Source organism: Streptomyces sp. NPDC058665, assembly GCF_042714995.1.
Taxonomy (GTDB): domain Bacteria; phylum Actinomycetota; class Actinomycetes; order Streptomycetales; family Streptomycetaceae; genus Streptomyces.
Window position 1 is genome coordinate 73,886 of the sequence record NZ_JBHXRX010000015.1, and the last position, 25,586, is coordinate 99,471.

General features: G+C 68.0%; 17 protein-coding genes and 1 pseudogene. 9 read left to right on the top strand and 9 right to left on the bottom strand.

What is annotated here, in order from left to right; genetic code table 11:
* Positions 1 to 49 precede the first annotated feature (49 nt).
* The gene (locus ACFWV8_RS12365) at positions 50 to 856 is read right to left on the bottom strand and encodes an alpha/beta fold hydrolase (protein WP_384200229.1); all 807 of its coding nucleotides are present in this window, start codon (positions 854 to 856) and stop codon (positions 50 to 52) included.
* 176 nt (positions 857 to 1,032) lie between these two features.
* Here ACFWV8_RS12365 and ACFWV8_RS12370 point away from each other — a divergent pair, with 176 nt between their 5' ends.
* The 9 genes from ACFWV8_RS12370 (at position 1,033) to ACFWV8_RS12410 (ending at position 14,382) form a co-directional block, all read left to right on the top strand.
* Positions 1,033 to 2,568, top strand: a complete 1,536-nt coding sequence (locus ACFWV8_RS12370) for an ABC transporter substrate-binding protein (RefSeq protein ID WP_384200231.1) — start codon at positions 1,033 to 1,035, stop codon at positions 2,566 to 2,568.
* On the top strand, positions 2,565 to 3,515 hold the full coding sequence (locus ACFWV8_RS12375) for an ABC transporter permease (protein ID WP_384200233.1): 951 nt from the start codon (positions 2,565 to 2,567) through the stop codon (positions 3,513 to 3,515). The genes ACFWV8_RS12370 and ACFWV8_RS12375 overlap by 4 nt, the downstream gene beginning before the upstream one ends.
* Positions 3,516 to 3,553: 38 nt before the next feature.
* Positions 3,554 to 5,293, top strand: a complete 1,740-nt coding sequence (locus ACFWV8_RS12380) for a dipeptide/oligopeptide/nickel ABC transporter permease/ATP-binding protein (protein WP_384200235.1) — start codon at positions 3,554 to 3,556, stop codon at positions 5,291 to 5,293.
* Positions 5,290 to 6,066 (top strand): ABC transporter ATP-binding protein, encoded by a 777-nt coding sequence (locus tag ACFWV8_RS12385; RefSeq protein WP_384200237.1) that lies wholly within the window; start codon positions 5,290 to 5,292, stop codon positions 6,064 to 6,066. The genes ACFWV8_RS12380 and ACFWV8_RS12385 overlap by 4 nt, the downstream gene beginning before the upstream one ends.
* Positions 6,063 to 7,202, top strand: coding sequence for a pyridoxal phosphate-dependent aminotransferase (locus ACFWV8_RS12390; RefSeq protein WP_384200239.1), 1,140 nt, complete (start codon positions 6,063 to 6,065; stop codon positions 7,200 to 7,202). Before ACFWV8_RS12385 ends, ACFWV8_RS12390 begins: the two co-directional genes overlap by 4 nt.
* Positions 7,203 to 7,322: 120 nt before the next feature.
* Complete coding sequence (locus ACFWV8_RS12395; protein ID WP_384200241.1) at positions 7,323 to 9,449, top strand: hydantoinase/oxoprolinase family protein; 2,127 nt, start codon at positions 7,323 to 7,325, stop codon at positions 9,447 to 9,449.
* Positions 9,446 to 11,197, top strand: a complete 1,752-nt coding sequence (locus tag ACFWV8_RS12400) for a hydantoinase B/oxoprolinase family protein (protein WP_384200243.1) — start codon at positions 9,446 to 9,448, stop codon at positions 11,195 to 11,197. The genes ACFWV8_RS12395 and ACFWV8_RS12400 overlap by 4 nt, the downstream gene beginning before the upstream one ends.
* 255 nt (positions 11,198 to 11,452) lie before the next feature.
* Positions 11,453 to 13,213, top strand: coding sequence for a class I adenylate-forming enzyme family protein (locus ACFWV8_RS12405; protein ID WP_384200245.1), 1,761 nt, complete (start codon positions 11,453 to 11,455; stop codon positions 13,211 to 13,213).
* The gene (locus tag ACFWV8_RS12410) at positions 13,207 to 14,382 is read left to right on the top strand and encodes a thiolase domain-containing protein (RefSeq protein ID WP_384200247.1); all 1,176 of its coding nucleotides are present in this window, start codon (positions 13,207 to 13,209) and stop codon (positions 14,380 to 14,382) included. Before ACFWV8_RS12405 ends, ACFWV8_RS12410 begins: the two co-directional genes overlap by 7 nt.
* A gap of 470 nt (positions 14,383 to 14,852) precedes the next feature.
* Here the strand turns inward: ACFWV8_RS12410 and ACFWV8_RS12415 are convergent.
* The 8 genes and pseudogenes from ACFWV8_RS12415 to ACFWV8_RS12450 form a co-directional block, all read right to left on the bottom strand.
* Positions 14,853 to 15,216, bottom strand: a pseudogene (locus ACFWV8_RS12415) (IS5 family transposase); the annotation flags it as partial.
* A 138-nt stretch (positions 15,217 to 15,354) separates the two neighbouring features.
* Positions 15,355 to 17,289 carry a TIGR03960 family B12-binding radical SAM protein gene (locus ACFWV8_RS12420; protein WP_384200249.1) on the bottom strand — a complete coding sequence of 645 codons (1,935 nt, stop codon included), beginning with the start codon at positions 17,287 to 17,289 and terminating at the stop codon, positions 15,355 to 15,357.
* 106 nt (positions 17,290 to 17,395) lie between these two features.
* A complete protein-coding gene (locus ACFWV8_RS12425; RefSeq protein WP_384200251.1) occupies positions 17,396 to 18,985 on the bottom strand; it encodes a CHAD domain-containing protein in 1,590 nt (529 codons plus the stop codon).
* A gap of 61 nt (positions 18,986 to 19,046) precedes the next feature.
* On the bottom strand, positions 19,047 to 20,246 hold the full coding sequence (rodA, locus tag ACFWV8_RS12430; protein WP_384200253.1) for a rod shape-determining protein RodA: 1,200 nt from the start codon (positions 20,244 to 20,246) through the stop codon (positions 19,047 to 19,049).
* A 3-nt stretch (positions 20,247 to 20,249) separates the two neighbouring features.
* A complete protein-coding gene (gene mrdA, locus ACFWV8_RS12435) occupies positions 20,250 to 22,607 on the bottom strand; it encodes a penicillin-binding protein 2 (protein ID WP_384200255.1) in 2,358 nt (785 codons plus the stop codon).
* Positions 22,604 to 23,269 (bottom strand): rod shape-determining protein MreD, encoded by a 666-nt coding sequence (gene mreD / locus ACFWV8_RS12440; protein ID WP_329387698.1) that lies wholly within the window; start codon positions 23,267 to 23,269, stop codon positions 22,604 to 22,606. Before mreD ends, mrdA begins: the two co-directional genes overlap by 4 nt.
* Positions 23,270 to 23,280: 11 nt before the next feature.
* Positions 23,281 to 24,240, bottom strand: a complete 960-nt coding sequence (gene mreC / locus ACFWV8_RS12445) for a rod shape-determining protein MreC (protein ID WP_329387694.1) — start codon at positions 24,238 to 24,240, stop codon at positions 23,281 to 23,283.
* Positions 24,241 to 24,466: 226 nt separating this feature from the next.
* The gene (locus ACFWV8_RS12450) at positions 24,467 to 25,486 is read right to left on the bottom strand and encodes a rod shape-determining protein (protein WP_031231655.1); all 1,020 of its coding nucleotides are present in this window, start codon (positions 25,484 to 25,486) and stop codon (positions 24,467 to 24,469) included.
* Positions 25,487 to 25,586 lie beyond the last annotated feature (100 nt).

Consider the following 25,586-nt stretch of genomic DNA (forward strand, 5'->3'; position numbering starts at 1 on the left):
GTGCCGTCCTGGTTCGGGGTGTGGCTGCTTCCGGCAGGCGCCGGGCCACTCAGCGGGAGAGGAACGCGTCGAGCACTGAGTTGTATTTCTCCGGGTTCTCCCAGTACATCGCGTGGGAGCCGCCTTCGTCCGCTTCAAAGATTGCAATCTCCGACCCGGGGATGGCCTCGTGGAAGCGCTGCATGTTCTGCCAGGGATTCTTGCTGATCCGCCCGGCGATCGTCAGAGTCGGGACGTCCACCAACTTCACCGCGTCCCACCAGTCTCCGAAGAGTGCCCATCGGATCAGTTTGGCATGCGCCCACCGCGGCATCTTCAACATCTCATCGTAGAACAGCTGTCGGGCGAACTCGTCCATGTTGTCCGTGACGAACATGTCTGAGAATCGGCGAGTGTATGCGACAGCGTCCGGTCCGGACAGGGCTGCGAGTGTCTGCTCGGCTTCGCTGAACGTGAAGGCTCCGTCTCCGATGCAGCAAGGGGCGTCGTCTGAGAAGACGACGTGGGACAAGCGCGAGGTCCCGTAGATCTCGCAGTACGTCAGGATGATCTTGCACCCGGCGGAGTGGCCGAGAACGGCAATGCTGTCCAAGCCGAGATGGTTGAGGAATTCGTGAAGGTCGCGCGCCAGCCCGTGGTACGTGTAGCCCGCCTCCGGTGCATCTGATTCGCCGTGACCACGCGGATCGAGCGCGAGCACGCGGTAGCGGTCCCGGAGCCCCGACACCTGCTTCGAGAACTTGGCCACCGAGCTTGAGAGTCCAGGCAAGATCACGAAGGGGTGCCCGCTTCCTTCGTCGACGTACCGGAGCGTCGCTCCGTCGTAGGTCCTGAACCCTTGGCGCGACGTGGTCATGTCGGCGTCCTTTCGGGGGGGTAGGTGACGGCACTCCCGCCACCGAAGCAAAGATATCTTAGATCACCTCTGTACATATCTTAATTTCGTGTTCTAGTGTCTGGCGCCAAGGAGCCGCCCCCCTTGAGCTTCGCTGGCTAACGGAGATGCAGATGCGCGTGCGAACCGTGACGGGAATGATCGTTCTGGCGTTGGTCGCGACCAGCGCCTGCAGCGCCGGGGCCGGCGCCGACGCGGACGGCGACGCCGTCGTCATCCAGGTTCCTGCAGATCCGGGAAGCCTCGACCCCCTCCTCAGCTCCACCGGATGGGGTCGCGCCATGATGCGCATGTCCTACGACACGCTCGTGGCCAAGAACGCGGACGGCAAGATCGTGAGCCAGTTGGCGGAGAGCTGGAAGGTGACGGCCGGCGAGGCGACGTTCAAGATCCGGGACGGCGTGAAGTGTTCCGACGGGGAGAATCTCACCGCCGCGGTGGTCGCGAAGAACTTCGAGAAGCTCAAGGACCCCGCGGCCAAGGCTCCCTTCACCGGCTCGTTCCTCGGGTCCACCGACTACTCGGTCACCGCGGACAAAGCCAGCAACACCCTGACACTGAAGTTGCCGAAACCTTTCAGCCCGCTGCTCTCGAACTTGACCACCTATCCCGGGATCTTGTGCCAATCCGGACTCGACGACCCGGTCGGGCTGGGCCGGAAGTCGGCCGGTAGCGGCCCCTACATCCTCACCTCCGCTGCACCCGGCCGCTCCTACGCGTTCAAAGCCAACCCCCACTACGCCTGGGGACCAGGCGGGGCGACCTCCGCCGACCTGCCCAAGCAGGTCAAGATCGACGTAGTCGAGAACGAGACCACGGCGGCGAACCTGATGTTGGCAGGCGATCTGGGTCTCGGAGTCTTCCGAGAAGAGGGCGCCTTCGACAGGCTCCGTGCCTCTCGGTTCACCACTGCTCTGGTTCCCTCGTCCGCGACCTTCGTCCACTTCAACTTCCTCAAGGACTCAAGCCCGGTCCAGGACATCCGGGTGCGACGCGCCATCGCCGGGGTTCTGGACCGGGCGGCCATGAGTTCGGTGGTCACCGGATCGGCTGACCAGGTGACCAACAGTGTGGCTCTGCCCCAGTCGACCTGTCAGTCCGACGTGACGGATGAGGGTCTGGTTCAGTTCGACGTTCCGGCGGCGGAGCGGAGCCTCACTGAAGCCGGCTGGGCCAAGAGGGGCGACAAGTGGGTCAAGAACGGCCGGCCGCTCACAGTGGACGTGATCGTGTCCGGTCCGGCCGCACCTGCCCCGCCGGTCGCCGACTACGCGCTCGATGCCTGGACCAAGGCGGGCATCAAGGTCAACCTGCAGAACGTCGACCAGGCCACCGGGGCGGAACGACGCGCTGAGGGTGACTACGACGTGTGGGTCGGAGCTTGGACAGGCGTGCTCGACCCCGCAATCATCTCGCCCTTCCTGACCTCGCCTGAATCGCCCACCCACTCCTATGTGGCGAACGACAAGTACGCTCGCCTCGCCAAGCAGGCATACGCGCAGGATCCCGGGAGCACCTGCCCGATCTGGGCCGAGGCGCAGCAGGCGCTCAATGAGCAGGTGTCTCTCGTGCCGATGTTCTACGACGCGACACACCTCGTCACCGCCAAGGGCATCGCCGTCCGGCCGTACGCCTCGTTCATCGACCCCAGCAGCTTGCGGAGGTCCAAATGAGGGCACGTACACGTTCGTTCGCAGTCTTCACCGCCGGACTTCTCGCCAGGCTGGCCAGCAGCGTCTGGCTCCTCGCAACGGCATCGTTCCTGCTGGTCCAACTCATGCCGGGCGATCCGGTCGCTCGTCTCCTGGGGCCGACCGCCACGGCCGATGACCGGGCTCGCATGCGAGTCGTTCTCGGGCTGGACGAACCCCTCCCGGAGCGGTACCTCACCTTCTTGCACGACTTGGTCACCTTCACGTTCGGATCGTCCTTCGGAGGCCAGTCGGTGACCGACATCTTGTCCGAACGCGCCATGCCCACGATGGAACTGGCCCTGACCAGCATCGTGGTCACGGGGTTGCTGAGCGTGGTCCTCGGCCTCGGGATGGCTGCGGCCACGGAGGGCGAGAAGCGGCCCTTCGTCTCGAACTCGTTCACCGCGGCAATGGGAGTCATCGCGTCCGTACCGGCCTACGTGTTGGCGGTCGGGCTCGTGGCCGCCTTCGCGGTGATGTGGAGCATCTTTCCCGTCGCCGGTTATGACGGGGTCAGCTCGCTCGTCCTCCCGGTACTGGCGCTCTCACTGCCGGCGACCGCCGTGCTGGCGAGGATCGTTCGCGTCGAGGCGCTGGGAGCACTGCAGAGCGACTACGCCAGGACAGTCAGGAGTAAACAGTTGCCTGGTCACCGACTTTATCTGTTCCACGTGCTGCCGAATGTCGTCGCCGGCGCGCTGACGATCGCTGGGGTCATGTTTGGGTACCTGCTGGGCGGCAGTGTCATCGTCGAGAACGTGTTCCAGTGGCCCGGATTGGGCACCACACTCGTCGCAGCGGTGGACTCCCGCGACTACCCGGTCCTCCAGATCGCGATCATCCTCATCGGAATCAGCGTCCTGCTCGTCAACTCGCTGGTCGACCTGGCGCTGTACGCGGTGGACCCGCGGGTTCGGACCGTATGATGCGCTCTCACCTCAAGAAGCGCGGAGTTCTCCGGTCCATGCTGTCCACGTGGTCAGGTCGTGGCGCTGTGGTGCTGGTGGCGCTACTCGCGCTCGTCTGTGTCTTCGGTCCGCTCGTCATCGACCAGGCCGCCGGCAGTACGGCGCCCGCGATGGCGCGGGAACCCGCGAGCTGGTCGCATCTCTTCGGCACCGACGCTCTGGGGAGAGATGTCGCCTCCCGAGTCGTCTACGCGGCGAGGACGACGGTGCTGTTGTCCTTCTCCGCCGTCGCGCTGGCGGCGATTCTGGGCTACCTGATCGGACTGCTCGCCTCGCTCACCAAGGGCGGGCTGCGTCACGGCATCCTGCTCGGCCTGAACATCTGGCTGGCGTTTCCCCCGATCGTCGTGGCTCTGTTCGTGACGACCGCGCTGAGTCAGACCACGGCAAGTGCCGTCTTCGCTGTCGGACTCGCCTACGTCCCGCTGTTCGCCCGCACCATGTTGAACCTCGCCAACGGCGTCGTGCAGCTCGAGTACATCCATGCCGCCAGGCTTCTCGGTGTGGGTCGGAGGCGGACGCTGCGACGGCACATCGCCCCCAACGTGGCTGCCCCCCTGTGGATCCAGGTGACCACGTCGGTCGGTGAAGCCATGGTCGCACTCTCTGCTCTGAGCTTCCTGGGCCTCGGAGTTCAGGCACCGTCGTACGACTGGGGCAGCTTGCTCGGGGCCAACCTGGACCGCATCTTCACCTCCCCGATGGTCGTGCTCGGTCCGGGGGCCGCGATCACCTTTGTCGGGCTGCTGCTGGCCTTCGTGGGAGAGGCCGGCGCACGGGCCATGGACCCACGTCGCTGGTCCGGCGCCCATGCGGACGTCAGCGAGACGATCCCTCGCGAGAACGGCCCCGTGGATCCGCTCCCGGCCACGGCGATCCGGTCGACTGAGCGCGCCGTCCTGAACGTCGAGGGGCTGCATGTGTCCTTCGGCTCCGGAGGGCCGCGGGCGGACGTCGTCTCGGATGTCTCCTTCGTCGTACACCCGGGCGAGACAGTAGGGATCGTCGGGGAGTCGGGCAGCGGCAAGAGCGTCACCGCCGCTGCCATCACCGGACTTGTTCCGCCGTCCGGGAAGGTCCGGGCGGAACGTCTGGAGCTGGACGGACAAGACTTGCGCGGACACGGCGACGTCGCTCTTCGTCGGTTGCTGGGCACAAGGCTGACCACGGTGTTCCAGAACCCCATGTCCGCGCTGACTCCGACGATGCGAATCGGCCGTCAGATGGTTGAGGCTGTCCGACACCACGGTGGCCTCTCAGCCGCCGAGGCCACCCGGCGGGCGATCGCCTCCTTGACCGAGGTCGGCATCCCGGACGCCGAGCGAGTCCTGCGGATGCACCCGCATGAGCTGTCGGGGGGCATGCGGCAACGGGTGATGATCGCGATGGCGCTGATGGCAGAACCCACTCTGCTCATCGCTGACGAACCCACCACCGCCCTGGACGTGACGATTCAACGGCAGATCCTGGACCTGCTCAAGTCCGCTCAGCGCAGGCACGAGCTGGCGATTCTCTTCATCTCGCACGACTTCGGGGTCGTCCGTGAGGTGTGCGACCGAGTCCTGGTCATGTATCGAGGCCAGATCGTCGAGCAGTTGGCAGTCGCCGAACTCGACGCGGCCCGTCATCCGTATACACAGAAGCTGCTGGCAGCCGTGCCCGACATCACCAGACCCAATCCGCGCGCCATCGCGTCGAAGGGGCCTGCCCGCCGATTCTCGAGGACTCCAGGATGAGCGCAGTGACCGTCGCAGGGCTCGCCGTCGACTACGGCTCCGGGCGGCGAGCCCGCCGTGTGGTCGAAGACGTGCACCTTGCGATCGATGCCGGTAGCACCTTGGGGCTGGTCGGTGAGTCCGGCTCCGGCAAGTCGACAGTGGCAAGGGCGATCGCCGGCCTGGTGCGTCCCGCCGCGGGGACCATCGCACGTCCAACGGGCCGTCGGTCACTGCAGATGGTCTTCCAGGACCCTACGTCGTCGCTCAACCCACGCATGGTCGTCGGTCATGTCTTCGCCGAGGCACTGAGGGTCGGGGGAAACGAGGCCACGCCCGAGGCGCTCGCCGAGACCGTCCACCTGGAGCCACGACATCTGGAGAAGTATCCGCACGAACTCTCGGGAGGACAGCGGCAGCGCGTGGCGATCGGCCGTGCACTCGCGGTGCGGCCGAGCGTGCTGATCTTCGATGAAGTCACCTCCGCGCTGGACGTCTCGATTCAGAAGTCCATCCTCGACATGCTGCTGGAGCTCCAGGACCGCGCGGGGTTCGGCGCGCTGTTCATCTCCCACGACCTGGCCGTGGTTCGTCAGATGTGCGACGAGACCGCAGTCATGTGTCAAGGACGCATCATCGAGCACGCCTTGACGGAGGACCTCTTCTCGGCTCCCCGGGAGCCATACACACAGAAGTTGCTGGCCGCTGTCCCCGGCTCCCCGTACTCCGCGCCCGAGTCGGACGAACAGCTCGGGCCAGAGGGCGGCACTCAATCCGAGGAGGGCAAGCAGTGAACGCGCTCACCGATCTGGGTCGCCTGCCGGCGCTCGAGCTGGCCGACTGGGCTTTCCGGCACAACCCGGCGCTCATCCCGGTCGCGGGTGCTCCAGTCCTGGAGATGCCAGAGCATGTGGTCGACGCGGTGCGCGTCAGTGCCTCACGCACCCACCCTCGTGAGACACAGGGCGCGTTGTCGCTGCGGCACGCGATCGCCGCCATGGTGCGCGAGCGAGACGGCGTCTGCGTCGACCCCGAGCACGAGCTGCTGGTAGCGCACGGCGCTACACATGCCTTGAGCGTCTGCCTCGGTTCCGTGTGCTCGCCGGGCGACGAGATCATCGTCCCGGCGCCCAGCTACTTCTTCGACGGACCCATTGCGAGGGCCGGGGCTGTTCCTCGTCACGTCGCGGGTACCCCGGGTGAAGCCTGGGCACTCGACATCGCGGGGATCGAAGCCGCCGTCACCGCGCGGACGCGTGCCATCTTGTTGTGCAACCCCGTCAACCCCACGGGGCGGGTGCTCACCTCGGCCGAACTGCGTGCGGTGATCCGGATCGCCGGCCGCCACGGGGCACTGGTGATTGTCGACGAGTCGTTCAGCCACTTCGTCTACGACGGAGCCTTCGTCCCGATCAGCGGATTCCGCGAGGAGTACCCGGAGCTGGTGAGCGTGCAGAGTCTCACCAAGAACTACGCGTTTGCTTCCTGGCGGGTCGGCTACCTGGTCGCTTCGGCTGAGCGGATCCGTACCGCCACCCGATGCCTGGAGTGGGAAGCCATCCACGTCGGTGCAGTGCCGCAGGCGGCCGCCGAAGCGGCCCTGACCGGACCGCGCGACTGGATCGACCAAGCGATCGGGCAGTATCCCGCGAAGCGGTCGATGATGGTCGGGATCCTGCGCGACGCCGGTTTCCCGGTCGTGACTCCAGCGGGTGGGGTGGCTGCTTTCGCCGACTTCTCCGTCACCGGCCTGAGAGGTCATGAACTGGAGCGTCACCTGGTGGACCTCGGGATTCTCGCGTTGGCGGGAGACAGGTTCCACGGGCCGGCGAATCATGCCCGGATGTTGTTCGGGGGCGACTTTTCGGCAATCGAGTCAACCGGGCACGCTCTCATGGCGAGCCGGACGGGCCTGCGTACCGGCCACTGAGCACGCCACCTGGTGGCAGTGCGGTGCGAGCCCGCCACCTGCTTGATATCTCAGATGGAGTAATTGGCATATGTTGCCGGCTGTGAAAGCACCGTGTGACAGGAGCGATGAGAGGGACATATGAGCGACGACGAGATGGCCACCGACACACGTGCGGGCGTCACCTGGCTTGTAGCGGCGGACATCGGCGGAACCTTCACCGATCTCATCGCCCTGAGCTCGCGCGGTGAGGTAGTGCCCATGAAAGTACTCTCGACTCCTCCCGACTTTGAGTCGGGGGTGCTCGACGGACTGGGTCTGACGATGACCGCAGGGTCGATCGCGCCTGACGCGGTGTCGGGAATCCTGCACGCGACCACCGTCGCGACAAACACGATCCTGGAAGGTCGCGGATCCCGAACGGCTCTGATCACCACATCGGGCTTCCGGGACGTGCTCGAACTCGGGCGCCTACGCCGACCGTTGCTCTACGACCTGTCCTGGCGCAAGCCGGTGCCGCTCGCGCGACGACGTCATCGCTACGAGGTGCGGCAGCGCATCGCGGCCGACGGGTCGATCCTGCGGGAGGTCGCCGTCGACGAGGTCGGCGAGCTGGCCGAACAGCTCCGTCGTGACGGCATCGAGGCCGTCGCGGTCTGCCTCATCAACTCCCATGTCCGACCTGATCAGGAACGGCTGGTCACAGAACTGCTGAGGTCGCACCTCCCGGACGTCTACGCCACCGCATCTGTGGACTTGTCGCCAGAGGCCGGGGAGTTCGAGCGGAGCAGCACGGCCGTCGTCAACTCCTACGTCGGCCCGGTCGTCCGGGACTACGTTCGCGCCCTGGTCTCGGGCCTGCGCTCTCGGGGGGTGGGTGCGCGCTTGGCGATCATGCAGTCTTCCGGCGGACTCCTGGACGCCCAGACTGTCGTGGAGCGGCCGGCTCAAATCATCGAGTCGGGGCCGGCTGCCGGCGTGATCGCCGTCCAGAAGCTGGCCAGGCTCCTGGAGCTGCAGAACGTGGTCGCCTTCGACATGGGAGGCACGACCGCCAAGGCTTCCCTCATCGAGAACGGTCAGCCGTTCGTCGCGACCGACTATGAGGTCGGCGGCGGGATGAACATCACCCGCAGCATGGGCAAGGGTGCCGGTTACGCACTCCGGGTCCCATCCATCGACATCGCGGAGGTTGGCGCCGGCGGCGGCAGCATCATCGGCGTCGACGCTGCCGGGGTGATGCATGTCGGGCCTGAGAGTGCGGGGTCGCGGCCCGGACCGGCCTGCTACGGACAGGGAGGCACACAGCCGACACTGACCGATGCGAACGTCGTACTCGGATACATCAATCCGGGGTCCATCGCCGGTGGACGCGTGGAGATCTCGCCCGCACTCGCCCGGCAGTCCGTCGAGCCCGCCGCGGAGACCATCGGGGTCACTGTCGAGGAGGCAGCGCAGGGCGCATACGCAGTGGCGGTGTCGAACATGGTCAAGGCGGTCAAGGCCGTGACCAGTGAGCGCGGGCGGGACCCCCGGGCTGCGACGATGGTGGCCTTCGGGGGCGCGGGACCGCTCTACGGCGCGGCCATCGCGCGAGAGCTCGGTATCGAGAAGGTGGTCGTCCCCGTCCACACAGGTTTGTTCAGCAGTATCGGCCTGCTCGTCGCTGACACCGAACTGGAGATGACTCGTCCGTTCCACTCGGAGATGTCCGATCCGGCCGTTCTGGGCAAGGAGTTCGACGAACTCAGCGATGGCGTCGTCGAGGCCCTCAGGCTCGCGGGCGCCGAGTCCGGGATCGAGACCGAACGTATTCTCGACATGCGCTACCGGGGCCAGCGCTTCGAGCTTCGAGTGCCGCTCGTCGATCGCGAGGTCGACGATGCGCTCCTCAAGAACGCTCGAGCCGACTTCCACGCCGAGCACCTGAGGACCTACGGGCGCGAAGGAACTGACGATCTCGTCGAAATCGTCAACTTGAGGGTCAAGGGGTTCGTCCCGAACCCCATCAGCATCGACGAAGCCCTGCGCCTGCCCAGCGAAGGCGCGGCGACGTCGGCCAGGAACACGCGTCCGTGCTACTTCAACTCGCTGATGCCGACGCCCGTCGTGGAGCGGGCGCACCTGAGCGGTGTCCCGGAGCCCGGGCCGCTGATCATCGAGGACATGGACTCAACCACGGTCGTGCCACCAGGAGCTTCTGCCCGGCTCGACTCCCACAACAACGTGATCGTCACGTGGACGAAGGACGAGGACGCAAGCCGATGAGTACATTCACCATTCGGGACGGCGCCGGCTTCGAGGTGTTCCGCAACGCCATCACGGGCCTCGCCGACGAGATGGCGATCACGATCCTCAGGACCGCCCACTCGCAGATCGTCGCCTCGAGCATGGACTTCTCCTCGGCGTTGTGCGACGCCAGAGGCCAGATCGTCGCCCAGGCCAACACCTGTCCGGTGCACCTCGGCTCGATTCCCGATGCGATGGAGGCCGTACTCGACCAGTTCGGTGCCGACCTGTCGGACGGCGATGTCTTCATCCTGAACGATCCCGACCGGGGAGGTATGCACCTGCCGGACATCTTCACCGTCTCGCCGGTGTTCCTGGACGAGCGGCTCCTGGGATTTTCGGTCACCGTCGTCAACCACACCGATGTGGGCGGGTGGGCCGCCGGGTCGATGGCAGTCCAGTCGACATCGATCTTCGCCGAGGGTGTGCAGATCCCACCGGTCCGCCTCGTCAATGGCGGTGTCCTCAACGAGGACCTCCACCAGCTCATCCTGCGCAACGTCCGCGAACCGCATCTGCTTGACGGTGACCTCCAGTCGCAGTTGTCCGCCTGCCATGCCGGTGGTGCGGGCATGCGCGCACTCGCGGTCAAGTACGGCGTCGAGGAGTTCGACCGTCTGTGCGGTGAGCTGCTCAGGTACTCGGAGAGCCTGGTCAGGGCGGCCCTCGTCGAGGCACCCGACGGCGTCTACTCCTTCGAGGACCAGATCGACGACGACGGGATCGAGTCCGGCCCTATCCCCTTCAAGGTCGAGGTCACGCTTGAGGGTGGCGACATCGCCTTCGACTTCACCGGTTCATCGCCCCAGGTCGCGTCCGCGCTCAACGCCACCGCGTCGTTCACTCGGTCTGCGTGCTACGCGGCGCTGCAAGGAGCCCTGGGTTCCGACATCCCCGCGAACAGCGGCTTCTACCGAGCGTTTCGGTTCGTGATCCCGGACGGGTCCATCCTCTCGGGCCGCCGCCCATCCGCTCGGGGTGCCCGAGGGCTCGTGGGTTACCGGCTGATCGATACCGTGCTGGGCGCGCTCGCGCCGGCGTTCCCTGACCGGGTGCCTGCCGCAGGAGACGGAGGCCCGAACTCGGTCGCCGTCGGTGTCGTGGAGGACGACGGGTCATCGGTCATCCTGTGGGACGTGTTGTGCGGCTCGTGGGGCGCCACGGTCGGCGGCGACGGGAACGACGGCATCAGCCCGCTGGGTGCCAACCTGGCGAACACTCCGGTGGAGGAGTTGGAGCAGTCGGGTCACATCCGCATCGACGGGTACGGGTATCTGCCAGACACCGGTGGTCCGGGGACCTATCGCGGAGGAGTCTCGACGTTCCGCGACATGACCGTGCTTCACGACACCGCCACCATGCAGATCCGGTCGGATCGCCGCGACAGCCGCCCCTACGGGCTCGCCGGCGGACTGGAGGGCAGACCCTCGGCGAACGTGCTGAACAGCGGGACACCTGACGAGCAGTTGCTTCCGACGAAGCCGCACCTGACGGTGCGTGGAGGCAGCCGTCACCGGCAGGTGACGGCAGGCGCCGGTGGGTACGGCGACCCGCTCCGTCGAGAGGCAGTGCGTGTGCTGGACGACGTGCTCGACGGCAAGGTCTCCGTCGAGGGAGCCCTGCGGGACTACGGAGTGGTGATCGACCGTGACACCGGTGTCGTCATGGAGCCCGGGACGAGCAACGAGCGGGCCGCGCGCGTGGCCGCGCACTCGGGCAACATGTGACCGCGAACCTGACCGGCAGCTGCTCGGCGCCGGCACGGTTTCCTGGCGATGCCGGGGCACGGCGGTGCGAACACACTCGCCGACGCTGGTCCGGTGACCACGGCGGGCTGCGCTTGCCCGATGCACACCAACGGCGCGCCGGACAGACTGATCGGGGAAAGCCGTCAGCCCCGTGGATCGGCCGGCCGGCCGGACCGTTCGATCTGGTGGTCGCCGGACACGAGAGCGTGTTGTACATGTGGCGGGGCCAGGCGCATGGGCACGGCCCCCGCACGTGCCAATCCTCTCGCCGTCGTTCACGAGGTGTCGCGCCGGCTGTGCGCGGCCGGCGATCTCGACGACACCGAGTTCGCCGCCGTCGTGGCCCGACTCGGCCCGCCCCAGGGGCAGAAAATCGTCTGCCTGGTGAGCCTGCACCGCGCTTTCGCCCCGGCCGCGCCGGTCGCCCGCTCGCCGCTCCCCGACCCAGAAGCAGAGAGGTGGACCACCGTGCTCACTGACGCCGTCCTACGGGACTACCTGCTCCCCGCCGTGCGCCGCCACGGCCCACGCCGGGCACTGGTCGCCGACGGGACGACCTGGACCTACGCCGAGCTGGAGGGGACCGCGCGCAAGCTGGCCGGTCACCTCCTGGACCTCGGTGTCACACCCGGCACACCCGTGGCGCTGATCCTTGGCAACAGCGCCGAGTATGTCATCGCGGACCTGGCGATCGTGCTCCTCGGTGCCGCCAGGGTGCCGCTGAATCTGATGCTCTCGCGAGACGAGCAGGCCTTCGTCCTGGCCGACTCCGAGGCCCCGGTCTGCCTCGTGCTGAGCGACCGGATGGACGCGGTCGAGGCGGCCCGCACACTCGGTGCCGATCCCCGCCTAGTGATCGTGGGCGGCCCTCGCGACTCCTGGAGGCAGGCCCTCGCGCACCCCCCGCTGACGGCCCTGCCGGCGGTGCCGACCGACGCACCCGCCTTGATCATGTACACCGGCGGCACCACAGGCCGGCCCAAGGGCGTGCTGCACGACCAGCGCAGGACGGCTGCGAACCTGCTGTCTCATCTCCTCGAGATGGAGATCCGGGCCGACGACGTCCTGATGCTCACCTCGCCGCTGCCGCACAGCGCCCAGTTCCTCCTCCAGGCCGCCCTCGCCAAGGGAGCCTCGGTGTTCCTCGAGAACCGCTTCGACCCCGAGCAGGTGCTCGACCGGATCGAGCAGGACCGGGTCACGTACCTCTTCCTCGTACCCACGATGATCTACCGGCTGCTCGACGCGGTGACCGCGCGCAAGACCCTCGACAGCGGTTCCCTGGGCACGATCCTGTACGGCGCGGCCCCGATCACCGCCGACCGCCTGAAGCAGGGGCTGCGCACGTTCGGTCCGGTGTTCATGCAGCTCTACGCCCAGTCCGAGGCACCCAACTTCCTCACCCGGCTTCGCCGCGACGACCACCGGCTCGACCCTGCCGGTATCGCGCGCCTCGCCAGCTGCGGCCAGGCCGTGGTGATGGCGGATGTACGGGTCGTGCGCGAGGACGGGAGTGTCTGCGACCCGAGGGAGGTCGGCGAGGTCACTGCGCTCACGCCGTACACCATGAACGGCTACCTCGGCCGTGACACCGAGACGGCCGAGGTCCTGCGCGGCGGCCGGCTGTACACCGGAGACCTCGGATACCTCGACGAGGACGGCTATCTGTACCTGGTCGACCGCAAGAAGGACATGATCATCACCGGCGGACTCAATGTGTACTCGGGCGAGGTCGAGCAGGCGCTCTCCCAGATCCCCGGAGTCAAGCACGTCGCCGTGGCCGGCATCCCGCATCCCGACTGGGGCGAAGCGGTGGTGGCCTTCGTCGTACCGGACGGCACCGAGGTCACCCCCGTGTCCGTCACCGAGGAGGCCCACGGGCGGCTGACAGCTTACAAGCGCCCCAAGGCGGTCGTGTTCGTCCCCGCCCTGCCGATGACCTCTGTCGGCAAGGTCGACAAGAAGGAACTGCGAGAAAGTTGGACCGAATGGTGACACGTGAGGCGCCGCTGATCCTGGGCTGGGGACACACCCCGTTCGGGAAACAGCCGGACCACACCCTCGAATCCTTGATCGTGACGGCCAGCCGGTCAGCGCTGGCGGACGCATCGGTCGCCCCGGGGGAGATCGACCTGGTGGTCCTCGCACACTACAACTCGGGCATGAACCCGCTGGGATTCCCCTCGTCCCTGGCGCTGCAGATCGACGACGCTCTGTTCGGGGTACCGGCCATGCGCGTCGAGAACGCCTGCGCCTCGGGTTCCACCGCGGTTCATGTGGCGCTGAACCATCTGCTCGCCGGTACCGCCCGCAGGGCGTTGGTGATCGGCGCGGAGAAAATGAGCGGCGTGCCCGCTGCCACCGTGGGAGCGGCGCTGCTCGGTGCCGACTACGAGATGGCGGGCAAGACCTCCGACACCGGTTTCGCCGGGCTGTTCGCGCGGGTCGCCGTCGAGTACGAGCGCCGCCACGGACCGGTCGGGGACATTCTCGGAGCGATCGCCGCGAAGAGCCACCGGCTGGGGGCGCGCAGCCCGTTCAGTCACCTGCGCAAGGAGCTGAGCGAGGAATTCTGCTCCACCGTCTCCGAGCAGAACCCGATGGTCGCCGCGCCTCTGCGCCGTACCGACTGCTCCCCTGTTTCCGACGGTGCCGCGGCACTGGTCCTCGGCTGGGAGCCGACCTCGGCGCACCACCCGGCCGTGCGGGTCGCCGGCTGGGCGCACGCGAGCGACCACCTGCCCGCCGCGCGGCGGGACGCACTGGCCTTCGCGGCCACCGAACTCGCCTGGAACCGCGCCCTGACGGTATCGGGCGTGCGGGTTTCGGACCTGGACCTGATCGAGCTGCATGACTGCTTCACCATCGCCGAGCTCAACCTGTACGAGGTGATCGGGCTCGCGCCACGTGGTGAGGGACGGCGGGTCCTGGAGGACGGCACGGTCCTGCCCGGTGGGAGGCTGCCGGTGAACCCGTCCGGCGGGCTGAAATCGAAGGGGCATCCCGTCGGTGCCACCGGTGTCTCCCAGCATGTGCTCGTCTCCATGCAGCTGACGGGGACCTTCCCCGGCGCGCAGATCTCGGACGCACGCCTCGGCGCGGTGCACAACATGGGCGGCCTCGCCGTCGCGAACCACGTCAGCGTGCTGGCGGCAACCGAGTAAGCAACCAGCCAGTACCTCCATATGAGCGCACTGTGGTCGACACATCTCGAACTCCCATTGCTGGGCGTAGTGGGCGGCAAGGCCGAACAGGGTCTGCGCCGGATCCTGCGGAACGTCACTCCGCGTCGGCCTGCGCTCCTCGCGCCCGCCCGGCACCGAGTCCGGCCAGGGGTTTCCGGCTCCATCCCCGAGGTCACGTCATAAGCGGTCGGCCTTCACCGGGTCCCACCCACTGGTCACGCCCCGGGCCGACGCCCGCCATCACCCCCGCCACCCCGCCGGTGGGCCTCTGTCATCAGCGGTGGGAACACGAATCCGCGTACTACGCGCTCCGCGACACAATCATGAACGGCGCTGTTGTCTCAGCATCGTGCCCCACACCCACCGGGACACGCTTCTCGGGACGATCGGCCACCGGATCCCGACCGGTCCGCTTCCGCCCCGCCGGAAACGGCTCAGCACCCGCAAGGCCCAGGGATCCGCGGTGGGGCCTTGCGGGCCCCGGCTGCGTGCCTGGTGGGCCCCGCAAGAGGTCGAGTCGATACTCGCCAGACTCCAGTCCAGTCGCCCCTGGGCATCGGCGGCGGCCTGTAACGCCGTCAGGATCCGGTCCCACGTGCCGTCCGCGCACCACCGCCGATGCTGGCTGTAGACCGTGCTCCACGGTCCGAAACGCGCTGGTAGATCCCGCCACGGAACACCGGTGCGCACCCGGTGCAGGATCCCGTTGATCACCCGCCGATGGCTGACCCAGCGACCACCGCGCCCACCGCTCTTCGGCAGATGTGGCTTCACACGTGCCCACTCGTCCCTGCTCAGATCTCCCCGCCCCATAACCAGAACAACGATCTGATCATGAGACGGTCACAAGATCCGTCACACAGAACCTAGGCCCGCAGCCTCACTGTTCGCGGAGAGCGCACTCGCGATGCGCCTCACAGTCGCATCTGTTCGGCCGCATGTTCCCACAGGTCAAGAGCCCTTCTTGACCGTCAACGGCAGCATCTTCCGACCGCTCTCACTCAGTTGTGGCCATGTGTCGAACTGCGGGCACACCCCGCAGTCGAAGCACGGCGTCCAGCGGCAGTCCTCGACCTCCGTCTCGTCCAGGGCGTCCTGCCAGTCCTCCCAGAGCCAGTCCTTGTCGAGACCGGAGTCCAGGTGGTCCCAGGGCAGGACCTCCTCGTAGGTGCGTTCGCGGGTGGTGTACCAGTCGACGTCCAGGCCGAACTCGGGCAGGGTCTTCGCGGCGCCCGCCATCCAGCGGTCGTAGCTGAAATGCTCGCGCCAGCCGTCGAACCGGCCACCGTCCTCGTAGACCGCGCGGATGACCGCGCCCACCCGGCGGTCGCCGCGCGAGAGCAGGCCCTCGACGATGCCCGGCTTGCCGTCGTGGTAGCGGAAACCGATCGAGCGGCCGTACTTCTTGTCCGCGCGGATCTTGTCGCGGAGCTTCAGCAGCCGCTCGTCGGTCTCCTCGACGCTCAGCTGCGGCGCCCACTGGAACGGGGTGTGCGGCTTGGGTACGAAGCCGCCGATGGAGACCGTGCAGCGGATGTCGTTCTGGCCGGAGACCTTGCGGCCCTCTGCGATCACCTTGACCGCCATGTCGCCGATCTGCAGGACGTCCTCGTCGGTCTCGGTCGGCAGCCCGCACATGAAGTAGAGCTTCACCTGGCGCCAGCCGTTGCCGTACGCGGTGGAGACCGTACGGATCAGGTCCTCCTCCGAGACCATCTTGTTGATGACCTTGCGCAGCCGCTCGGAGCCGCCCTCGGGGGCGAAGGTGAGGCCGGAGCGGCGGCCGTTGCGGGTGAGTTCGTTGGCGAGGTCGACGTTGAAGGCGTCGACGCGGGTGGACGGGAGGGAGAGGCCGATCTTCTCCTCCTCGTACCGGTCGGCGAGGCCCTTGGCGACGTCCGCGATCTCGCTGTGGTCGGCGGAGGAGAGCGACAGCAGGCCGACCTCCTCGAAGCCGGTCGCCTTGAGGCCCTTCTCGACCATCTCGCCGATGCCGGTGATGCTGCGCTCCCGGACGGGACGCGTGATCATGCCGGCCTGGCAGAAGCGGCAGCCGCGCGTACAGCCGCGGAAGATCTCGACGGACATCCGCTCGTGCACGGTCTCGGCCAGCGGCACCAGCGGCTGCTTCGGGTACGGCCACTCGTCGAGGTCCATCACGGTGTGCTTGGAGACCCGCCACGGGACGCCGGACCGGTTGGGGACGGTACGGGCGATACGGCCGTCCGGCAGGTACTCGACGTCGTAGAAGCCGGGGACGTACACCCCACCGGTCTTCGCGAGCCGCAGCAGCAGTTCCTCGCGGCCGCCGGTGCGGCCCTCGGCCTTCCAGGCCCGGATGATCTCGGTGATCTGCAGGACGGCCTGCTCGCCGTCGCCGATGACGGCGCAGTCGATGAACTCGGCGATCGGCTCGGGGTTGAACGCCGCGTGGCCGCCCGCCAGCACGATCGGGTGGTCGACTGTGCGGTCAGCTGCCGCGAGCGGGATCCCGGCCAGGTCGAGCGCTGTGAGCATGTTGGTGTAGCCGAGCTCGGTGGAGAAGGAGAGCCCGAACACGTCGAAGGCGGAGACGGGGCGGTGCGCGTCCACGGTGAACTGCGGGACCTTGTGCTCGCGCATCAGCGCTTCGAGGTCGGGCCAGACGCTGTACGTGCGCTCGGCGAGGACGCCCGGACGCTCGTTGAGTACCTCGTACAGGATCATGACGCCCTGGTTGGGCAGCCCGACCTCGTAGGCGTCGGGGTACATCAGCGCCCAGCGGACGTCGCACTCGTCCCAGTCCTTGACGGTGGAGTTGAGTTCACCTCCGACGTATTGGATCGGCTTCTGCACATGCGGGAGCAGAGCTTCGAGCTGTGGGAAGACCGACTCAACAGCAGACATCACGGCGACTTTCGTGGGCTGACGGGGTGACCATTCAGGCTACCCCGAGCGCCAACCGCCCCTCACCGCGCGAGCGCCCGCCCCGGCCCGGCAGACGGCCCGGTCCTCAGTCGGTCAGTGCCGTCCGCAGTTTCCGCTTCGCCGACTCGCGCCAGATCTGCGGCAGTTCCCGCTCCCGGTCGGCCGCCCGTGCCTCCTCCTCGCCGTACAGCAGTCCCCAGGTGAAGGCGGACTCCCCGGCCGCGTGGGCCTGAATCGCGAGGTCGCGCAGGGAGTCGCGGGCCACCACACTGTCCTGGTGGTCGCCGAGCACCGTCTGTACTGCCTTCATCCGCTTGGAGAAGCGCTTGGCGGGCTTGCCGAGGGCGGGCTGGGCCGCGTCGGCGGCGTACCGCGCGCGCTTGGCGGCCTTACGGGCGTCGTGCAGCGCCAGATCGCGCTCCTCCCCCGGCACGAGCTCCAGCGCGTGCTCGACCCGGCCGGCGAGACGCTCGTAGTCCTTGATGATCGCCCGGGGCAGTACCTTGCCGGGCTTCTTCTCCGCACGGCCCGCGAGCAGCGGCGGATCGGCGAGCAGCGCCTCCACGGACTCCAGCAGCCGCAGATAGCGGGCGCTGTCGAGTACGCCGAGGGTCCTGGCCCGCGCGTCGGTGCGGCCCGCGGCGTCCCAGATCCGGAGCCGGGCGTGCACGGGGCCGAGCAGCAGGGTCGCGTCGTGGGCGTCCACGCGTTCGGCGAGCCGCTCGGCGAGGACCTCCTGGTCCCGGTCGACGCCCAGCTCCCCGGCGAGCCACTTCAGCTCCGCGCCGATGGGCCGGGTGGCGTCCCGGTCGAGCACTTTGTTGTACGTGCGGAACGCGGACCGCATCCGGCGGGTGGCGACCCGCAGCTGGTGCACGGAGTCCGGCAGGTCGCGGCGGACGGCGGGGTCGTACGAGATGATCGCGTCGGCCTGCTCGCGCAGATAGGCGAGCACATGGTCCCCGGCGGTGACCGGCGCGCTTCCGGTCCCCCTGGCGGGCTTCCCCGGCCTGCGGTCTCGGGGCGTGTTCTCGACGGGCTCCGTGTCGGCGAGGGCCCTGGCGAGCTTGGACTTCGCCGAAGCCGGGCACACTCCCGCCTTGCGGAACACCTTCGCCACCGCGTCGAGCAGCGCCGGGGCGCCGTCGTCGGCCAGCTCCACCTCGACCTCGGTCCAGTCGGCGGTGCCGCCCCCGGCGGCCAGGCGTTCGGCGCGGACGGTGTCCACAGCCACCTCGGCGAGCGTCCGGCCGGCCTCGTCGACCAGCAGGCTGATGTCGCGCGAGGTGCGCAGCCGTACGACGGGGGCCAGGTCCGCGCCGCGGACGCGTGAGCGCACCAGCGCGGCGAGTTCGTCGGGGAGGGTGTCGGAGAGCGGGGCCCGGAGCTCGTCGCGGACGCCGTCGCCGACGGGGAACTTCAGGTGCCAGCCCTCGTCCGCGCCGCCGGTGCGGCGGCGGAGCGTGAGGGCGCCGGTGGTCAGCCGCAGGTCGGAGGTGTCGTAGTAGACGGCGTCCAGCTCGGTGACGCCCCGCACGGTGACGGCGGAGACGGCCGGGACCTTGGTGAGATCCGGCAGGAGCGAACGCCCACGTGGCTGCGGGCCGCTGCCGCCGGCCTCCGGCGGCTTCGGGAGTTCGTACTTACGCTCGATCTCTCGCTTTGTGTCCACCATCTTCACAAACGTAGTCGCAGGAGCCGCCCCGTGGCAGCCCCTGCGACACCGACCCGCCGGATCACGCCGTTATCGGCCGCTGGACCCTGATGGATTCGAGCAGGCCGACCGCGATCCAGACCGCGAACATCGACGTGCCTCCGTACGACACGAACGGCAGCGGCAGACCGGCCACGGGCATGATCCCGAGCGTCATCCCGACGTTCTCGAAGGACTGGAAGGCGAACCAGGCGATGATCCCGGCCGCCACGACCGTCCCGTACAGCTCGGTCGTCTCCCGGGCGATCCGGCAGGCGCGCCACAGCACCACACCGAGCAGCAGCAGGATCAGCCCGGCACCGACGAAGCCCAGTTCCTCTCCGGCGACGGTGAAGACGAAGTCGGTCTGCTGCTCGGGGACGAACTGCCCGGTGGTCTGGGAGCCGTTGAAGAGCCCGGTGCCGGTGAGCCCGCCCGAACCGATCGCGATCCGCGCCTGGTTGGTGTTGTAGCCGACGCCCGCCGGGTCGAGCTCCGGGTTGGCGAAGGCGGCGAAGCGGTTGATCTGGTACTCGTCGAGCACCCCGAGTGCCGCCACCGCGACGGCGCCCGCGACACCGGCACCGATGAGCCCGAAGATCCACCGGTTGGACGCCCCGGAGGCGAGCAGGACGCCGAGCACTATCACCGCCATGACCATGACCGAACCGAGGTCCGGCATCATCATGACGATGAGGATCGGGACGATCGCGAGCCCGAGGGCCTTGGCGACCGTCCGGTGGTCCGGATGGGCCTGATCACCCGCGTCGACTCTGGCCGCGAGCAGCATCGCCATGCCCAGGATGATCGTGATCTTCACGAATTCCGAGGGCTGGAGCGTGAAGCCGCCGCCGAGCACGATCCAGGCGTGCGCGCCGTTGATGGTGGCGCCGAGCGGGGTGAGGACCAGCAGGACGAGTACGACGGAGATGCCGTACAGCACGGGCACCGCGCCGCGCAGGGTGCGGTGGCCGAGCCAGATCGTGCCGATCATCAGGGCCAGCCCGATACCGGTGTTCAGTATGTGGCGGAAGAAGAAGTGGTACGGGTCCCCCGCGTTGAGGTCCGTACGGTTGCGGGTCGCCGACCAGACGAGCAGCGACCCGACCGCCGAGAGCGCGAGCGCGGAGAACATCAGCGGCCAGTCCAGCCTGCGCGCCAGGGAGTCGCGGGCCGCGAGCGTGGCCCACAGCCCGCGCTCGGGGCCGTATCCGGAGACGGAGAAGCCGCTCGTGCCGGCCATGCGTCAGTCCCTCCGCGCGGGTGCGCCCGCGAGCTGTCCGTTGTCGTTCGCCGGCCGCCCGGGACCCGCCGGTGGCTGCCCGCCGCCGGGTGCCTGACCGGTGTCCGGTGCCTGACCGGTGTCGGGCGCCTGACCCGTGTCGCCGGGTGGCTGTCCGGTGCCCGGTGCCTGGCCCGTGTCGTCCGGTGCCTGCGGCACCAGTCCGTTGTTGTCACCGGCTGGCGCGATCTCGTTGCCGTCCAGCGGCGCCTTGTCCGGTTCGAAGGGCTTGATGGACGGCGCGTCGATCGTGCCGTCGGGCTCGATCTTGGGCAGTGCCCCGCGCGGCTCGGGCATCAGGGCCTTCTTGAGATTCTGGCCGCCCTTCGCGTCGAGGCCGTACATCGCCTCGTAGATCTTGCGCACGGCGGGACCCGACGCTCCGGAGCCCGTACCACCCTGGGAGATCGTCATCACGATCGTGTAGTCCTCGGTGTACGAGGCGAACCAGGAGGTCGTCTGCTTGCCGTAGACCTCGGCCGTACCCGTCTTGGCGTGCATCGGGATCTTGTCCTGCGGCCAGCCGCCGAACCGCCACGCGGCCGAACCGGTGGTCGCCACCCCCGCGAGTGCCTTGTCCAGCTGGTCGCGCAGCTTGCCGTCGATCGGCAGCTTGCCGTGCGACTTGGGCTTGATCTCCGTGACCTTCTTGCCGTCGGGGCTGACGATCGCCTTGCCGACGCTCGGGTCGTACATCGTGCCGCCGTTGGCGATCGCCGCGTAGATCGTGGCCATCTGGATCGGGGTGACGAGCGTGTCGCCCTGGCCGATCGAGTAGTTGACCGCGTCACCGGCGCGCATCTGGTTGCCTTCGAGGCAGCCCTCGTAGGCCAGTTGCTCGACGTATGTGCCGCCCTTCTTGCCCTGCTTGCACCAGCCGGCCTTGTTGGCCTCCCAGAAGTCCTGCTTCCACTGGCGGTCCGGGATGCGGCCCGCGACCTCGTTGGGGAGGTCGATGCCGGTCTCCTTGGCGAGGCCGAACTCCTTGGCGGTCTTGTAGAAGTAGTCGTTGGCGCCCTTCCTGGGCTTGTTGCCGCCGTCCTTCTGCCACTCCTTGTGCGCGAGACCGTAGAAGACGGTGTCGCAGGAGACCTCAAGCGCGCGGCCGAGGTCGATGCTGCCGTAGCCCTGGGACTCGAAGTTCTTGAAGACCTGGCTGCCGATGGAGTACGAACTGGGGCACGGGTAGCTGCCGTTGAAGTCGTATCCGGCCTTGACCGCCGCCGTCGACGAGATGACCTTGAAGATCGAGCCGGGGGCCGCCTGCGACTGGATCCCCCGGTTCAGCAGCGGGAAGTTGGACTTCTTGCTGGTGAGTTTGGCGTAGTCCTTCGCGGAGATCCCGCCGACCCAGGCGTTGGGGTCGTACGTCGGCTGGGAGGCCATAGAGACGACACGGCCGGTCTTGGACTCCAGGACCACCACGGCGCCCGCGTCGGCCTTGTAGTTCTGGTTGGTGTTGCGGTCGTGCTCCTTGCGCGCGGCCTTCATCGCCTCCTGGAGCTCGTACTCGGCGACGGCCTGCACGCGCGCGTCGATGGAGGTGATGATGTTGGAGCCCGGCTCCGCCTGGTCGCTCTTGGCCTGTCCGATGACCCGGCCGAGGTTGTCGACCTCGTAGCGCGTGACGCCCGCGTCGCCGCGCAGGTATTTGTCGTACGTGCGCTCCAGACCGGAGCGGCCGACCTGGTCGGAGCGGAGGAACGGCGAGTCGGTGTCCTGCGCCTCGGTGATCTCCTCGTCGGTGACCGGCGAGAGATAGCCCAGCACCTGGGCGGTGTTGGCGTTGCCCGGCGCGGCGTAGCGGCGTACGGCGGTCGGTTCGGCGGTGATGCCGGGAAAGTCCTCGGCGCGCTCGCGGATCTGGAGGGCCTGCTGGGTGGTGGCCTCGTCCGTGACGGGGATGGGCTGGTAGGGCGAGCCGTTCCAGCAGGGCTGCGGCGTCTCGTTGTCGCAGAGCCTGACCTTGTCCCCGACCTCCTTCGGCGTCATCCCGAGGATGCCGGCGAGGCGGATGAGGACCGCTTTCCCCTTGTCCTGCATCTTCATCAGTTCGGTGCGGCTGGCGGAGACGACGAGCCGGGTCTCGTTGTCGGCGAGCGGCACGCCCTGCGAGTCGAGGATCGAGCCGCGGACGGCCGGCTGGACGACCTGCTGCACGTGGTTGTTCTTGGCCTCGTCCGTGTACTCCGCGCCGTTGCGGACCTGGAGGTACCAGAGCCGTCCGCCGAGGGTGAGCAGGAGCGAGAAGACGAGGACCTGGATGATGACGAGCCGGACCTGGACCCTGGGCGTCCGTCCGGTCTCCGGAATGTTGCTCACAGTCGTTTGACCCCCTTGATCCGTCCGGCGCGGGCCGCACGCGACCTGGCCGTCTTCATGCGCAGCCCCCCGCGCTGGTTCCCGATCCGCAGTCCGGTGCCCGCCGCCAGCCAGCCGGAGGCGACGTCGCTGCCGCCGCTGGACTTGTCGGCGAGCGGATCGTTCTCCGCGCGTCTGGCCAGGGCCATGATCAGCGGAACGGTGAACGGTGCGAGCAACAGGTCGTAGATGGCGGAGGTGACGACCAGGTTGGTGAGGCCGACATGGCGGGCGGCGGTGTCACCGACGAGGGCACCGACTCCCGCGTACAGCAGCGTCGTCGTGACGGCCGCGCCGACCACCACGACCATCGGGCCCAGCGCGGTGCGCAGTTGGCCGTGGTCGGGCTTGGCGAGTCCGGCGAGATAGCCGATCACGCAGAGCACCAGCGCGTACCGGCCCGCGGCGTGGTCGGCGGGCGGGGCGATGTCGGCGAGGAGTCCGGCGCCGAAGCCGATGAGCGCGCCGCTCGTGTGCCCGTAGACCAGGGCGAGCGCGACGACGACCAGGAGCAGCAGATCGGGTACGGCGCCGGGGAGTTGGAGGCGGGCGAGGACGGACACCTGGACGACCAGCGCGACCACGACCAGGGTGACGGAGAGCAGCATCCGGTTGAAGCGCATGGGGATCAGCTCTACTCCTGCTCGTTGACCTGGCCGTCGCCCGGCTGGTCCTGGCCGTTGGGCGACGGGGTGGCCGTGACAGTGACGGTCGGTGTGGGCTTGGGCTTGGCGGGCTTCTTCGGCAGGACCATGTCGCGCGGGTCCTCGCGGGGCGCCTGGACGACGACGCCGACGATGTCGAGCTTGGTGAAGCCGACGTACGGGCGGACGAAGATGTCACGCGTGAGGCCGCCGCCCGACGGGTCGACGCGGACGACCTGACCGACCGGCACCCCGGGTACGAAAGGCCGGTCCTTGCTGGATCCGAAGGTGACCAGCCGGTCACCCTTCTTCACCTTGGCCTTGCCGTTGAGGAGCTGGACGTTGAAGGGCTGGTCGCCCTGGCCGGTGGCGAAGCCCAGTTCGTCGCCGTTCTCCATCCGGGTGCCGACGGTGAAGTCCGGGTCGTTGGCGAGCAGTACGGTCGCGGTGCCCGGTCCCACGGTGGTGATACGGCCGACGAGCCCGTCCCCGTTCAGTACGGTCATGTCGCGCTTGAGGCCGTCGTCGGCGCCCGCGTCGATGGTCACGGTCCAGGAGAAGCCCTGGGCCGCTCCTATGGCGATGACCTCGGCGGCCTTTATGCCGTACTGGCCGGCGCCCGCGGTCTTGAGGAGCTTGTCCAGTTCCTTCACGCGGCTGCGGTTGCGCTCGTCGCTGCCGAGCCGCTGCTTGAGCGCCACGTTCTCCCGCTCCAGGAGGCTGACGCGGTCGTGCCGGTCACCGGAGTCCCGTACGGCCCCGATGGCGTTGCCGACCGGGTCGACGGCCTTGGAGACCCCCTCCTGGACGGGGCCGAAGACCGAGGCGGCGGCCTGTCGGGCACCGTCGACGGGTGATGCCTCTCCGCCGCGGATATCCACCGTGATCAGTGCGAACGCGATGGCGATCAGCAGCACCAGGAGCAGCCGGCTCTCTCGTGTGTCCCTCACGTGCGGCGGCCGTGCCTTCCTCGTTGGAATGCCTCGTCGGATATTTTCGTGCGAATCGCGGGAATCCCCCGTAAGGGATTCGTCTCAATTGGCGCATCGGATTGGTCTTGTCTGTATATCAACGATCCACCGGCCGGGACGTCAGCGTTCCATATGGGGTGTCCCCCGGGCCTGTTGAGGGGCCCGGGGGATATTCGCCCTTTTCATGATCTGCGCGGAGTCGGGGTCATCTGCGCGGCGAGGCGTCGAGCACCTGCTGGAGGGCTTCGAACTCCTCTACGCACTTGCCGGAGCCGAGAGCCACCGAATCCAGCGGGTCCTCGGCGATATGGATGGGCATGCCGGTCTCACGGCGCAGCCGCTCGTCGAGGCCGCGCAGCAGGGCGCCGCCGCCGGTGAGGACGATGCCGCGGTCCATGACGTCGCCGGAGAGCTCCGGCGGGCACTTGTCGAGCGTGGTCTTCACCGCGTCCACGATGGCGTTGACCGGCTCCTCGATGGCCTTGCGGACCTCGGCGGCCGAGATGACGACGGTCTTCGGCAGCCCCGACACCAGGTCGCGGCCGCGGATCTCGGTGTGCTCGTCCTTGTCGAGGTCGTAGGCCGAACCGATGGTGATCTTGATCTGTTCGGCGGTGCGCTCACCGAGGAGGAGCGAGTACTCCTTCTTGATGTGCTGGATGATCGCGTTGTCCAACTCGTCGCCGGCGACCCGGATCGACTGGGCGGTGACGATCCCGCCGAGCGAGATCACCGCGACCTCGGTAGTGCCGCCGCCGATGTCCACGACCATGTTGCCGGTCGCCTCGTGGACCGGAAGACCCGAGCCGATGGCGGCGGCCATGGGCTCTTCGATGATGTGCACCTGACGGGCGCCCGCCTGGGTGGACGCCTCGATGACGGCGCGTCGCTCGACTCCCGTGATGCCGGAGGGCACACAGACGACGACCCGCGGGCGGGCCAGATAACGACGCTTGTGGATCTTGAGAATGAAGTAGCGCAACATGCGTTCGGTGATCTCGAAGTCGGCGATCACACCGTCCTTCAGCGGCCGGACGGCAACGATGTTGCCCGGTGTCCGGCCGATCATCTTCTTCGCTTCGGCGCCGACCGCGAGGATGCCGCCCGTGTTGGTGTTGATGGCGACGACGGACGGCTCGTTGAGCACGATCCCCCGACCCCTGACGTACACCAGCGTGTTGGCGGTCCCGAGGTCGACAGCCATGTCACGGCCGATGAACGACATCTTGTTCCCCATGAGGATGCGTCTGGCCTTCCCAAATCGAGCATTGACGGCTTTTCAGGATGGCGAGGTGGATGCTGTGGCGTGGAGGCTTCCATCGTAG

Bases quoted from the DNA above. Each gene is read 5' to 3' on its own strand.
- mreD (WP_329387698.1), bottom strand. From the start codon at position 23,269: ATGCGCTTCAACCGGATGCTGCTCTCCGTCACCCTGGTCGTGGTCGCG.
- ACFWV8_RS12450 (WP_031231655.1), bottom strand. From the start codon at position 25,486: ATGTCGTTCATCGGCCGTGACATGGCTGTCGACCTCGGGACCGCCAAC.
- ACFWV8_RS12370 (WP_384200231.1), top strand. From the start codon at position 1,033: ATGATCGTTCTGGCGTTGGTCGCGACCAGCGCCTGCAGCGCCGGGGCC.
- ACFWV8_RS12385 (WP_384200237.1), top strand. From the start codon at position 5,290: ATGAGCGCAGTGACCGTCGCAGGGCTCGCCGTCGACTACGGCTCCGGG.
- rodA (WP_384200253.1), bottom strand. From the start codon at position 20,246: ATGGCCGGCACGAGCGGCTTCTCCGTCTCCGGATACGGCCCCGAGCGC.
- ACFWV8_RS12380 (WP_384200235.1), top strand. From the start codon at position 3,554: ATGCTGTCCACGTGGTCAGGTCGTGGCGCTGTGGTGCTGGTGGCGCTA.
- ACFWV8_RS12395 (WP_384200241.1), top strand. From the start codon at position 7,323: ATGAGCGACGACGAGATGGCCACCGACACACGTGCGGGCGTCACCTGG.
- ACFWV8_RS12365 (WP_384200229.1), bottom strand. From the start codon at position 856: ATGACCACGTCGCGCCAAGGGTTCAGGACCTACGACGGAGCGACGCTC.
- ACFWV8_RS12400 (WP_384200243.1), top strand. From the start codon at position 9,446: ATGAGTACATTCACCATTCGGGACGGCGCCGGCTTCGAGGTGTTCCGC.
- ACFWV8_RS12420 (WP_384200249.1), bottom strand. From the start codon at position 17,289: ATGTCTGCTGTTGAGTCGGTCTTCCCACAGCTCGAAGCTCTGCTCCCG.
- ACFWV8_RS12410 (WP_384200247.1), top strand. From the start codon at position 13,207: ATGGTGACACGTGAGGCGCCGCTGATCCTGGGCTGGGGACACACCCCG.
- ACFWV8_RS12405 (WP_384200245.1), top strand. From the start codon at position 11,453: ATGGGCACGGCCCCCGCACGTGCCAATCCTCTCGCCGTCGTTCACGAG.
- ACFWV8_RS12425 (WP_384200251.1), bottom strand. From the start codon at position 18,985: ATGGTGGACACAAAGCGAGAGATCGAGCGTAAGTACGAACTCCCGAAG.
- ACFWV8_RS12375 (WP_384200233.1), top strand. From the start codon at position 2,565: ATGAGGGCACGTACACGTTCGTTCGCAGTCTTCACCGCCGGACTTCTC.